9 protein-coding genes are annotated in these 13713 nt (G+C 47.1%); 3 read left to right on the top strand and 6 right to left on the bottom strand.

What is annotated here, in order from left to right; translation table 11 throughout:
* A complete protein-coding gene (locus KO537_RS15485; protein ID WP_219234818.1) occupies positions 1 to 2535 on the top strand; it encodes a PBP1A family penicillin-binding protein in 2535 nt (844 codons plus the stop codon).
* A 100-nt stretch (positions 2536 to 2635) separates the two neighbouring features.
* Here KO537_RS15485 and argH read toward each other — a convergent pair whose 3' ends face one another.
* The 5 genes from argH to argC form a co-directional block, all read right to left on the bottom strand.
* Positions 2636 to 4003, bottom strand: coding sequence for an argininosuccinate lyase (gene argH, locus KO537_RS15480; RefSeq protein WP_219234816.1), 1368 nt, complete (start codon positions 4001 to 4003; stop codon positions 2636 to 2638).
* A 108-nt stretch (positions 4004 to 4111) separates the two neighbouring features.
* Positions 4112 to 5350 carry an argininosuccinate synthase gene (locus KO537_RS15475; protein WP_173248114.1) on the bottom strand — a complete coding sequence of 413 codons (1239 nt, stop codon included), beginning with the start codon at positions 5348 to 5350 and terminating at the stop codon, positions 4112 to 4114.
* A 59-nt stretch (positions 5351 to 5409) separates the two neighbouring features.
* The gene (locus tag KO537_RS15470) at positions 5410 to 6315 is read right to left on the bottom strand and encodes an ornithine carbamoyltransferase (RefSeq protein WP_105250543.1); all 906 of its coding nucleotides are present in this window, start codon (positions 6313 to 6315) and stop codon (positions 5410 to 5412) included.
* Positions 6316 to 6327: 12 nt separating this feature from the next.
* Positions 6328 to 7110, bottom strand: a complete 783-nt coding sequence (gene argB / locus KO537_RS15465; protein ID WP_106649098.1) for an acetylglutamate kinase — start codon at positions 7108 to 7110, stop codon at positions 6328 to 6330.
* 31 nt (positions 7111 to 7141) lie between these two features.
* Positions 7142 to 8122, bottom strand: coding sequence for an N-acetyl-gamma-glutamyl-phosphate reductase (gene argC, locus KO537_RS15460; RefSeq protein ID WP_219234814.1), 981 nt, complete (start codon positions 8120 to 8122; stop codon positions 7142 to 7144).
* Positions 8123 to 8745: 623 nt separating this feature from the next.
* Here argC and ppc point away from each other — a divergent pair.
* Both ppc and KO537_RS15450 read left to right on the top strand, forming a co-directional pair.
* The gene (gene ppc, locus KO537_RS15455; RefSeq protein ID WP_219234812.1) at positions 8746 to 11415 is read left to right on the top strand and encodes a phosphoenolpyruvate carboxylase; all 2670 of its coding nucleotides are present in this window, start codon (positions 8746 to 8748) and stop codon (positions 11413 to 11415) included.
* The gene (locus KO537_RS15450) at positions 11415 to 11960 is read left to right on the top strand and encodes a DUF1439 domain-containing protein (protein ID WP_219234809.1); all 546 of its coding nucleotides are present in this window, start codon (positions 11415 to 11417) and stop codon (positions 11958 to 11960) included. The genes ppc and KO537_RS15450 overlap by 1 nt, the downstream gene beginning before the upstream one ends.
* A gap of 91 nt (positions 11961 to 12051) precedes the next feature.
* Here KO537_RS15450 and KO537_RS15445 read toward each other — a convergent pair whose 3' ends face one another.
* Positions 12052 to 13326 carry a CinA family nicotinamide mononucleotide deamidase-related protein gene (locus KO537_RS15445; RefSeq protein WP_219234807.1) on the bottom strand — a complete coding sequence of 425 codons (1275 nt, stop codon included), beginning with the start codon at positions 13324 to 13326 and terminating at the stop codon, positions 12052 to 12054.
* Positions 13327 to 13713: the final 387 nt, after the last annotated feature.

Genomic DNA, 13713 nt, shown 5'->3' with positions numbered 1-13713 from the left:
GTGAAGTGGTTAAAACGTATTGTTATAGCACTATTCAGTCTAGCCCTTTTGGGCGTAGGCGCCATTGTGGCAGCATACTTTTATGTTTTGCCGGATTTACCGGATGTTTCAACACTAAAAAATGTGCAACTTCAAACACCTTTACGTATTTACAGTAGTGACGGCAAACTTATTTCTCAATTCGGTGAGAAACGTCGCATTCCACTAACGTTAGACGAAGTGCCAAAACCTCTACTACAGGCGTTTATCGCAACCGAAGATGCCCGCTTTTATGAACATGGTGGTATAGACCCTGTTGGCGTGCTTCGCGCCGCATTAGTGATGTTGACCACTGGTGAGAAAAAGCAAGGTGCGAGTACGATTACCATGCAGGTCGCACGTAACTTCTTCTTAACCCGAGATAAGACTATTATTCGTAAAGTGAAGGAGATTTTTATCTCCTATCATATTGAAGAGTTACTCACCAAAGATGAAATTTTAGAGCTCTACGTAAACCGCATTTACTTAGGCCAACGGGCCTACGGTGTTGGGGCTGCTGCGCAAGTGTATTTCGGTAAAAACGTGCAGGAACTCAGCTTATCTGAACTGGCCGTTATTGCAGGCCTACCCAAGGCGCCCTCTACACTCAATCCAATCACGTCACCTTCGCGTGCATTGGCTCGCCGTAATGTCGTCCTCATGCGGATGAATGAAGTCGGCTACATCAGCCAAACCGAATACCAAGCGGCACTACAAGAGCCATTGATGGCCAGATATCATGGCGCTGAAATTGATCTCTATGCCCCTTATATTTCTGAAATGGCTCGGGATTACATGGTACAGAAGTACGGTGAAGAAGAGGCCTATACCAATGGCTACAACGTCTATACGACTATCTCATCGGATCTACAACTTAAAGCGCAACAGGCACTGCGTAATAACGTCTATGCCTATGATGAACGCCATGGCTACCGTGGTCCTGCTGCCGTGTTGTGGACGGACGAAAAACCTGAATCTGCTCAAATCAAAACTGAACTAGCCAAGATTGCTTCAGTACAAGAATTGCAACCCGCCGCAGTCATCAGCATTGCAGATCAGCAAGCCAGTATAATGACCGCCAAGGGCGAAACTAAAGTTATTACTTGGGATGGATTGAAGTGGGCACGTAAGTTTATTACTGATAAGCGTCAAGGTAGTGTACCGAAATCAGCTTCTGACATACTCAAGGTCGGCGAGCGTATTTGGATCCGTGATAACGGCCAATATTTGCAACTATCGCAAGTACCAGAAGTCGCCAGCGCAACAGTATCACTCGACCCCAAAAATGGTGCTATTCGCACTTTAGTTGGTGGTTATAGCTTTAGCCAAAGCCAATACAACCGAGTGACTCAAGCGAAGCGTCAATTAGGTTCGAATATTAAACCTTTCATCTATGCCGCAGCATTAGAGAAAGGCTTTACCTTAGCGACCCTCATAGATAATGCGCCAATTAATAAACCCGATATCAGCCAAGGCACTGCATGGCGCCCTAAAAACTCACCCGATATCTATGGTGGCCCAACTCGTTTACGTGTGGGTTTAGCGCAATCTATTAACGTTATGTCTGTGCGTGCAATGCGCCATGTCGGACTCGACGAAACCATTGCTCAACTCGTTGAATTTGGTTTTGATCCTAACGACTTACCTCGCAACGAATCGATTGCATTAGGTTCGTCTTCAGTCACGCCATTGCAAGTAGTTACTGCATTTAACGTATTTGCTAATGGCGGTTTCTTACTCGAACCTTTCTATATTGATCGCGTAGAAGATGCTTACGGCAATGTTATCGAAAAAGCGAACCCTACATTGGCCTGTAAGCCTAGCCAAAGTCTTAGCCAACCAGTTACACCGAGCGATCCTATGGCGTTCAGCATAAGTGGAGACTCTAGTGCAGAACCTAGTGCACCTGTTGCGCAGTGTTTCGAACAAACTGGTCGCTACGCTCCGCAAATTATTTCAGAGCAAACGGCATTCCTCATTACCGAAGCACTGAAGAGCGTGATCTGGGGCGGCGGCGATTGGAGTAAAGGCACGGGTTGGCAGGGTACGGCTTGGCGCGCGGCAAAATTGATTAAGCGCCATGATATTGCAGGTAAAACGGGTACAACCAACGAATCGCGCGACACTTGGTTCAGTGGTTTTAGCCCTGTCATCACTAGCACCTTCTGGGTCGGTTTCGACGATCACGGTCGCCAACTGGGCAGAACCGCATGGAATGCAAACGGCGAAAAAGATCAGATAACTGGCGCCGAAGCGGGTGCGAAAACAGCAGGTCCGGGCTGGAACGAGTTTATGAACAGTGTCTTACAAGGCACACCTGAAACAACCTCGATTCCACCAGAAGGCATAGTTTCGGTACGCATCGATTTAGCGACGGGTAAACTGACCCGTAAAACCGACTATACCAGTGCGTTCGAGTACTTTATTTCAGGTACAGAGCCGAAGGAATACATCAGCGAAACTCAGGATGAAAACAATTTATTCATCGATGCACCAACTGATGATTTATTCCAATAAACAAATGCTAAAAAGTCATTACCACTAATTGTGGCCCAATAAAAAACGCGACCTAATGTCGCGTTTTTTATTGGCTTGAATTGTGGATTTGAATAACTCGCTAACGTACTTTCTTGGCCGCAATCGCCTTCTGAATTTGAGGCAATGCAGTACCACCAAGCACGTCACGTTTCGCTAAACAAGCTTCAATAGTCAGGTTTGGATAGACATCATCTTCAATGATAGCGGCAAAAGTTTTTAATTCGGCCAAGGAGAAATCCTCGAGCGGAATTTGCTTCGCTATCGCAGCAACCACGACTTCACCCACAACATGGTGCGCCTCACGGAAAGGCATACCTTTAGACACGAGATAATCCGCAAGCTCAGTAGAATTTGCATAACCTTGCTGTGCGGCTAACAGTGCATTAGGACGATTGACCTTCAAACCTGACAACACTAACGCCACCATATCGAGGCAAATTGCCCAGCTATCAACTACGTCAAACAGGCCTTCTTTATCTTCCTGCATATCTTTGTTGTACGCCAAAGGCAGTGCTTTCATCGTCGTGAGAATGCCCACTAAGCTGCCATACACCCGGCCGGTTTTGCCACGGATAAGCTCTAATGCGTCTGGATTTTTCTTCTGTGGCATCAGGGATGAACCCGAGGTCACTTCATCACTCAGGGAGATAAAGTTCGCTTCACCTGAGTTAAAGAAAATCAAATCTTCAGCCATACGGCTTAAGTGCATCATGCTGATCGATGCGGTTGAACAAAGCTCTACCACGTGATCTCTGTCTGATACACTATCTAAGCTATTCAGCGTTGGCGAGGCAAAATTCAGCGCCGCGGCCAGAGCATGTCGATCCATCTTATAAGCTGTGCCTGCTAATGCTCCAGAACCTAAAGGACAGGTATTAGCGCGGGTTAACGCATCGCTTAAACGGCTGATATCCCGCTCAGTCATTTCCACATACGCTAAACACCAGTGGCCAAATGTCACAGGTTGCGCGCGCTGCAAGTGAGTATAACCCGGCATTACCGCATCAAATTCACGCTCAGCCAACGCCAGTAATTCAGCATGTAAACCTTGAAGGCGCGCGAGTAATGCTTTGCCTTCGGATTGACACCAAAGCTTTAAATCGGTGGCAACTTGATCGTTACGGCTACGACCGGTGTGCAATTTCTTACCGAGATCGCCCACTTTGGCAATCAAGGCCGACTCGACGAAACTGTGAATATCTTCAGCGCCCGAGGCGAGAATAATAGCCGGATCGCCCTGTACTTCCACCAGTAAGTCATTAAGCGCTTTTTTCAAGTCGCGGCATTCAGTTACCGAGATAATTCCCACGCTGGCAATCGCATCCGCCCAAGCAATGGAGCCAACCACATCCTGTTCGAACAAGCGATAATCCACAGGCAACGAATCGTTGAATAATTTGAATAGCGCGCTCGTTTCGCCCTGAAATCTTCCACCCCATAAAGCCATGCTAACTCCCCTTACTCACTGCTTATTTGAAATCGACTCATCTGAATCAAAAACTAAATCAAAACCTAAAAACAAAAAAGGGCGCTAGGCGCCCTTTGAAACGACCTATTACTTAGACTTTACATCGTTAGCGTTGAGTGCGCGGATGCGGCTCGCCAATGAGTACAGGCGGATAAAGCCTTCGGCATGTTTTTGATCGTAAACTTGATCTTCACCGAAGGTGGCAAACGCTTCAGAGTACAAGCTGTTAGGTGAACGTTTCTTCACTGCGCTCGCTTGGCCTTTGTAGAGTTTTACCACAACTTCACCGTTAACTGATTCAGCCAGTGATTCAGATGCTGCCAGCAGTGACTTACACAGTGGCGTGAACCAACGGCCGTCATACACTAAATGCGCCATTTGTGCGGCAACTTGCTCACGCCAGTTACGGCTAGTCTTGTCGAGTACGAGCTCTTCAATCGCACGTAGTGCTGCGAACATCACAGTGCCGCCGGGTGTTTCGTAACAACCGCGAGACTTCATACCCACTAAACGGTTTTCGGTAATGTCGATACGGCCCACACCGTGTGGCGCAGCAATGGCGTTTAATGTCATCAGTGCAGCATAAGGCGTTAGGGCTTCACCATTCACTTTAGTGATACGGCCATGTTCTACTTCTAGCGACACATATTCAGGCTTGTTCGGTGCATCTTCAGGATCGGCAGTCAGTGTCCATACGCCTTTGCTTGGCTCGTTCCATGGATCTTCTAACTCACCACCTTCATGGGAAATATGGAAAGCGTTGGCATCACGGCTATAGATTTTAGTCGCTGACGCTGACGTCTTGATGTCACGTTCAGCTAAATAGGCCAGTAGATCTTCACGGCTCTGCATAGTCCATTCACGCCATGGGGCAATCACTTTTAAATCAGGTGCTAATGCGGCGAAGCAACCTTCGAAACGCACTTGGTCGTTACCTTTGCCGGTACAACCGTGACACAGAGCATCGGCGCCCACTTTACGAGCCACTTCAACCTGCGCTTTGGCAATAATAGGACGCGCCATTGACGTACCGAGTAAATAAGTGCCTTCGTAAATCGCACCGCTCGCAATCGTTGGGTAGATATAGTCTTTAACGAATTCTTCTTTTAGATCGACGATATGGCATTCAGAAGCACCTGAAGCTAAAGCTTTTTCAGTCAAGCCAACCAGCTCTTCTTCGCCTTGGCCAACGTCGGCGCAGAATGCGATGATTTCACAGTTATCGTAGTTTTCTTTTAACCAAGGAATAATGGCCGAGGTATCTAGACCACCTGAATAGGCTAAAACCACTTTTTTCACGCCAGTATTTTTTATCTCGATAGACATCTTAAATTCCTATGACTCGTTTCTCTCAGGGAGAAAACAGGCTGCTAAACAGGGTTAATTTAACTAAATAAGGTTACCAGTACCGCATTTTGGGCATGCATCCGATTTTCGGCTTGTTGCAGAATTAAGGATCCTGCACCGTCCATCACTTCATCTGTTACTTCTACACCACGGTGGGCGGGCAAACAATGCATAAAGAAGTTAGCGCCCGCTTTCGCCATCAAAGCTTTGTTTACTTGGTATGGTGCAAACTTCGCTTTGATATCCGACAAAGGCGTTGGATCGCCCATTGAAATCCAAGTATCAGTATAAATAGCGTCGTGACCTTCAATCGCATCGATATCTGAAGTCAGCACTATTTTGCCGCCATATCGTTTGGCGAGCTCTTGCACTTCTGCCACTACGTAGCCATCAGGAAAGTGACCCGCTGGGCAGATCACTGTCATGGTGGCACCGAGAATAGCCGCACAGTACATCAGCGAGTTAGTGACATTATTACCATCACCAACATAAGCTAATTTAGCTTTACTGACATCCTCAAACTGCTCTGCCAGTGTTAAAAAGTCAGCTAAGGCTTGGCAAGGATGATAAAGATCCGACAGCGCATTAATCACGGGCACTGAGCCGAACTCGGCTAATTGTTCGATAGTGGTGTGTGAATAGGTTCTCGCCACAATTGCGTCGGCCCAACATGACAGGTTAGAAGCAAAGTCAGCAACCGATTCCCGTTTTCCCAGTTCACCATTTTGCTGGTCTAGGTATAAACAGTGGCCACCGAGCTTATTAATACCGATATCAAAGCTAACGCGTGTTCTGAGTGAGGGCTTTTCAAATAACATCACCACACTCTTGCCATCCAGCGCATGACGATACTCAGCCGGATTGGCTTTGATCGTTTTTGCCAAGGCAATTAGATCCTGTAACTGCTGCTGGGTTAAGTCTTTTATCGATAGTAAATGCTTCATAACCTACTCCACTTATGGTTGGATTTGTGTTCCTACGGCTTCACCTTTTGCTAATGCGATTAATTGGCTTGCATCACGCCACGAGGCAACTTGTACCGCCTGCCCCATCCACTGTGCTACTTCGAGCGCAGCTTCAACTTTGACCTTCATTCCTTTTTCGATCACACCTTGCTTAACAAGGTCTGCTATCTGCTTGCCATTTAAACTGTGGATGAGTTGGCCTTTACCATCGAGCACACCAGACACATCCGACAGCAGCACTAACTTGCCGCCCACTAATTTAGCTAATGCCGTCGCCGCTTGGTCAGCATTGACGTTAAGCATTTGGCCATCGTCCATCATGGCGATGGAGCTACAAATCGGCATCCAACCTTGGGCAAGGATAAACTTAAGATAAGTGCCATCGTTTGGCGTGACTTCTCCCACTAGACCTAAACGTTCATCTTTAATCTTAGCCGAAACAGTATTGCCATCGGCGAGGCTCATGCCCACACTCACAATGCCAGCCTTAGTCGCTGCGCCTTGCAGAATTTTGTTCGAAGTGCCCGCAAGTGCACCGGCAATAATCGGCATTTGCTCAGGCGGAGTCACACGCAAACCTTCTAACTTGACGGTTTCCATACCGTTTGCTGCTAACTGCTCATCCACCAGACAGCCGCCGCCATGTACCATCAACACTTGCTGACCATTGGCTAACATAGCCGCAGCCGTATCCATCAATCGCGCCATCCCCATTTCACATTGCAGCAGCGCGCCGCCCACTTTAAGCACTAATACTGAGTTGTTTGTAGACATCTTGACGACTCTCTTAAATAAGGATGAACAATTAAAGGTTAAAATGAATCTTTATGCATTGCAGCGCTTGGCTGGCAGCACCTTTCATCAAGTTATCGATGGCACTGGCTACCACTAAGTAACCGCTATTCTCATCAAACTTCCAACCTAAGTGGCAGTTAGGTGTCAGCACCACGTCATCCACTTTCGGAAACTGATTGTGCTTCACGGTGACCAATGGCGCCTGGTCATACACGCTATAGGCCGCTGCCACATCGGCAGTCGTAGTGTCTGGTTTTAGCTGCACGGTAATGGTCGCTAAAATGCCACGCTTGAAGTTGCCAAGGTGCGGGGTAAATATCACTTCTTGACCAAGCTGAGTGGCGATCTCGGGTTGATGTCTGTGGCCTAATACGCCGTAGGGTGTCAGGCTCACTTCACAAAAACTGGTGTGTAACTGCGCTTTACGGCCCGCACCTGTTACGCCGCTCACAGCATTGATTACCGGATAAGCCGATGTCAGTAAACTCGCTAGCGGTTTTAACGCTGTCAATGATGCGGTCGGGTAACAACCTGGCACGGCAATCATCTTAGTCGCAGCGATTTCTTTAGCATTCCATTCGGCAAGGCCATACACGGCTTTGGCTAAAACTTCAGGATATTCATGCTCAAAGCCATACCACTTCGGATATTGCGCCACATCACTGAAACGATAGGCACCGCTTAAATCGAATACCGCTAACCCTTGGCTATAAAACCAAGCCGCTAAATGCAGGCTCACCGAGTGCTCAGTCGCTAACACCACGGCATCCGCTTCGGCAACGATTTTTGCCTTAGCTTCATCGGACAATGGCGACAGCGTTAATGCGATATGGCTGTAGCTAGGATACAAATCCGCTAAAGGTTTACCTTTATCTAAACTGTTTTCAGAAACATACAAACCCTGAATCGTCAGATCTGCTTCTGCATGGATTAAAGCGGTCAGTTGCGCGCCTGTGTAACCACTGGCACCAATAATGGCGATATTTTTCATGTTTTTTGTCTTATTAACCGAATCAAAGAAACTTAAAGAGTAGATGAATAGCTTACACGCAACCGCGCATATCTATGATGACAAGACTATCGTCGCAGGAAATCGTAATAGGTTGTTATTTTATTCACTGTCAGGCTAATACTGTGCATCATGATATTCACTCTACAGGTCACAAGAGGTGACTCATCTCAACTGATGGCTAGACTACCACAAAGATCTACTTATGCAATATATGTGAATATATATTTTTAATTTATTTTCATCTTTTAAGCTCAAATTAGGATATCGAAGACACAGTTCCCATTCAGCTAACTCGTTAATAACACAGTTATCCAGGGTCAACATGAGTCAAAATCAGTCCTTTTCATTAACAGCTAAGATACATGTCTGCAAAGCATAAAATGATGCACTTCATATTCACTTGCACTAATCATCAAAAAATATTGCGTGACTTCGCATTTCTATTGAATATTCTTCATCAAATACCGTGATTGGTTGCATATCGGATAAGCCAGTCGTATAAGTTATAAGTTCTGCTGTTGACCATAGCCCCAAGTGATAGGTATTGTGCTAACGGGCTAAATGCACAGCGGAATTTTCATGTTTTTCTATTCGGAGTAACTATGTCAGTAACCATGGCAGACAATATGACAGATATGTATGCGTCATTAAGATCGAACGTGAGTATGTTAGGCCAAATCCTTGGCGATACTATGCGTACCCATCTTGGGGACTCTTTTCTTGAGAAGGTAGAACAGATCCGTAAGCTTGCCAAAGACTCACGCCGAGGCGACCAAGCCGCCAGAGAGCAAATGCTCGAGTTACTGACAGCTTTGCCAGACGAAGAGTTAGTCCCTTTTGCAAAAGCTTTTAACCAATTTCTTAACTTAGCTAACTTATCCGAGCAATTTCATACTATCAGTCGTAATTGCGACGAACTTGTCTGCGTGCCAGACCCAGTGGAACAACTCCTAGGACGCATGCTCAATGGTCGTGTCGACCAAGCTAAAATGCTCGACTGTCTAAAAACACTGGATATCGATCTGGTGCTAACAGCGCACCCCACTGAAATTTCCCGTCGCACCCTGATCCAAAAATACGCCGCCATTGTCGACTGCTTAACAGAGCAAGAAAACGACCAACTGTCGGATAGAGAACGTCAACAGATCAATCTGCGCCTACGCCAATTAATCGCACAAATATGGCACACCAATGAGATCCGCCGCGAGCGTCCAACTCCAGTAGATGAGGCTCGCTGGGGATTATCCACCATTGAAGAGTCACTCTGGCATGCGGTGCCTGACTTCTTAAGACAACTTAACGATCGAGTGCAGCAACGTACAGGACAACAATTACCGATTGATATCGCGCCAGTGCGCTTTTCAAGCTGGATGGGCGGCGATCGCGATGGCAACCCGTTTGTTACCGCAAAAGTCACCCAAGAGGTGCTCGATCGTAACCGCCATGCTGCCGCCAGATTATTCTTAAAAGATATCGTCCTGCTGGTTGGCGAACTGTCGATGGAAGAAGCCAATGATGAGTTAAAGGCTTATACCAATAACAGCTGCGAACCTTACCGCCACGTGTTGCGCTCCATTCGTCAAAGACTGCGTGACACCATAGATTATTTAAATGCGCGCATCGAAGGCCACAATCCTGAAGTCGATAAGTCGAGCCTGATTTGGCAAGAAAGCGATCTCAAAGCACCGTTAGAAATGCTCTATAAGAGTTTGACCGACTGCGGTATGCGCTTAATTGCCAACGGTTTATTGCTCGACATTCTCCGCCGTCTCGCCTGCTTTGGCATTCATATGCTCAGGCTCGACATTCGCCAAGACGCCAGCCGTCACAGCGATGTGCTCGCCGAGTTAACTCGCTATCTCGGCATGGGTGATTTCAACCATTGGGATGAAACCGAGAAGCAAGCCTTCTTATTACGCGAACTCAGCAACCGTCGGCCACTGATCCCAAGTAACTGGCAACCCTCGGCCGATGTGGCCGAAGTGCTTAATACCTGTCGTTTGATTGCTAAACATCCGGCAAAAGCACTCGGATCCTATGTGATTTCGATGGCGGGTAAACCATCGGATGTCTTAACGGTTTTACTGTTACTCAAAGAAACGGGCTGTTCGCACCCAATGCGCGTGGTACCGCTGTTTGAAACCTTAAGCGACTTAAACAACGCCGCGGCCTGTATTACCGATTTGCTCGATATCGACTGGTATCGTGGCTATACCAAAGGCATGCAAGAGGTCATGATTGGTTACTCTGACTCTGCCAAAGATGCTGGTGTCATGGCGGCGGCTTGGGCTCAGTATCACGCCCAAGAGCAGTTAGTGGCTGTCTGTAAACAAGCGGGCGTCAAGCTCACATTATTCCATGGCCGTGGTGGCAGCATTGGTCGCGGGGGTGGTCCTGCACACAAAGCGATTCTATCGCAACCACCAGGTTCGGTAGATGGCCGTATTCGTGTCACTGAGCAGGGCGAAATGATCCGCTTCAAGTTTGGCTTGCCAAAACTCGCGGTTCAAAGCTTAGCCTTGTATACCTCTGCCGTATTGGAAGCAACCCTACTACCACCGCCAGAGCCGAAGCAAGAATGGCGCAATTGCATGCAACGTATCGCAGAAGAATCAGTGGGTGCTTACCGTGGCATAGTGCGTGATGAACCTGATTTTGTGGCTTATTTCCGCGCGGCAACGCCAGAAGTAGAATTAGGAAAACTACCACTCGGCAGCCGCCCAGCTAAACGTCGTGTCGATGGCGGGATTGAAAGCCTACGGGCAATTCCGTGGATTTTTGCTTGGTCGCAAAACCGCTTGATGTTACCTGCATGGCTTGGCGCCGGTGAAGCACTTCAAGCCGCCTGTGAACGCGGTGAAATGGGCTTACTGCAAGAGATGGAACGGGAATGGCCTTTCTTCAGCACTCGCATTTCAATGCTGGAAATGGTCTACGCCAAGGCGGAACCTAATTTAGCCCGCTACTACGAAACCTGTTTAGTACCGAAAGACTTGCATCACTTAGGCGAAACCTTGCGCCAACGCTTGGATCTGGGTATTAAAGTCGTGCTTGAACTGACAAAATCAGATAGCTTAATGGCGCATACGCCGTGGAATCGCGAGTCAGTAAAACTGCGAAATCCGTATATCGATCCATTAAACTTCTTACAAACCGAGCTATTAGCGCGGACACGTAAGGAAACAACCGAAACTCCTGCGTCTGAACATGTGCAATTAGCGCTAATGCTGACTATTGCAGGTGTGGCAGCGGGTATGAGAAACACTGGTTAATGAAAAAACTTTCCCGCACGATTTGCTTGGGACTGACTGTACTGCTTGGTGGCTGCGTCTCGCAGTACAGTATCAGCGAGCACGAAATGGAGCAGTACCTCAGTAAAGAGATCCATTTTGAGATTAAACAAGGCAATCAATTAGTTGGCGCAGAAGTGCGCATTAACGACATCAGTGTCAAGCTAGGTGTAAAACCTGACACTATGAGCGTAAGTGCCGCAACTCAAGTATCAATTAAGAATCCGATCTTTCCATTGAGTGCCAAACTCACTACGACTTTCGAAGCCAAGCCTTGGTATGACAGCGCAACGCACAGTGTCTATCTGCGCCAGCTCGAATTAGTCAAAGTGGAATCAACGCCAAAGGATATTGAAAAGGCGATTAGCAGTGCCACACCGCAGGTGATGAGTTATCTAAGGCAATTCTTAGAAAACCAGCCTGTGTATGTACTAGATACCAAGGACAGTAACCAAGCACTGATGGCAAAAATGACCGAAAGCATTCAAGTTGCCCCAGGCAAATTAGTGCTTAAGTTCACTAAATAATCGGCCATTTTTGTATCTCTGTAGAAGTTAAAATGCTCCCTCGGGAGCATTTTTGTTGGCGGGCATAAACGGATATATACCCGTATAAGAGTTACTTACTGAATCGCCCAATCGACTGATAATCGACGATCACAGCTTCAGCTAAAAGCTCACGTCTTAGCATATCGTAAGCCACAGCAGCACTTAAACTGCGTACCAGATCCCGTGAACGTCTCGGTAGTTTAATCATCTGACTATAAACACCGCCGCGAGTTGCTAAAGCGATCGCCACAGTCCCCACAGGTTTCTCATCTGTGCAACCATCGGGCCCCGCAATTCCACTGGTTGCCAGTGCATAGTCACTATCTAAAATTTGCCTTGCCCCCTTAGCCATTTCTTCCACAGTCGCAATAGAGACAGCACCATGATCATCTAAGGTTGAAGGATTAACACCTAACACGCGCACTTTAGATTCATTACTGTAAGTCACTAATCCGTGCTGTAAGTAAGATGAACTGCCAGGGAAATCAACTAACTGACTGGTGATCATGCCGCCAGTGCAAGACTCGGCAACGCTTAAGGTCAAGCCTGAGTTAAGCAGCTTATAATGAATTTCTTCGGCAAGGGTGGCTTTATCTTCCGCCACAACCGCAGTACCCAGCACCATTTTGATGTGCCCAGCGACGCGAGGTAATACCGCAATCGCCTTCTCGCCACGGGCGAAAATCTTAATCTCAATATGCGGCATGGAAGAGCGGTAACCAATAGTAATGCCTTCTGGCAGCTCTAGCGGTTCTAACTTATCTGCCAAAGCGGACTCACCTTGGCCTATGGTCAATAGTTTCTTTAAGGCAACCTTAGCATCAAGGTTAAACTCTTCGCGAATAAAGGGAACAAACTGCTCTGTAACCATGTGCTTAAGCTCAAAAGGCACACCAGGCGTGAAGAATAACCAAGCGCGATTAAGTTTAACTCTAAAGCCACAAGCGGTTCCCACTGGGTTATCAACAATCACAGCTGAGGCTGGAAGCATAGCTTGCTTGAGATTACTTAAAGGCATTTCACGGTTATTACGGGTAAACCACTCCTCTAAACGCTCACGCCACTCCGCATTCTCAACCAATGGTTCGCCCTTCGCCTTCGCCATCGCTAAAGCAGACATATCATCACTCGTCGGCCCGAGACCACCATTAACGAGAATCACATCGGCATGTAAGCTACGTTCTTGGAAAACTGCAATCAAATCCTCGAGGCGATCACCTACGGTTACTCGACGCTGGATCTCGACACCATGCTCCATCATAGTACTGGCAAACCAAGCGGCGTTGGTATCAACAATCTGTCCCGCCAACACTTCTTCCCCAGTACAAATCATCTCTAACTTCATCTCAGATCCTTATCTACCCCAATAAATTAAAACATAAGGTAAGTAACCGCTTAACTAATAGCAATAGCTAGGCTCGATCGAGAACTAAGATCGCTGTAGCAAAATCGGAGCATTGACAAAATAATCGAACAAATAATCGACAACTATTACTTATTATTGATGTCATGAAGAGTGAAAGAGAGTGTTAAGGAGAGAAAAATAGGAGGCAAACTGACTAATTAAATAGACACTAGGCTGGATTTAACAAATTATAGACGAAAAAAAGCCAGCTTATTTAGCTGGCTTCGTTGCATCTCAATGAGATAATTAGGCGCTTGGCGATGACCTACTCTCACATGGGGAGACCCCACACTACCATCGGCGCGTTTGCGTTTCACTTCTGAGTTC

Origin of the sequence: Shewanella sp. NKUCC01_JLK, assembly GCF_019345615.1 — a bacterium.
In the GTDB taxonomy this organism is placed as follows: Bacteria; Pseudomonadota; Gammaproteobacteria; order Enterobacterales; family Shewanellaceae; genus Shewanella; species Shewanella oncorhynchi.
This window is presented reverse-complemented; position numbering and strand designations above follow the sequence as displayed.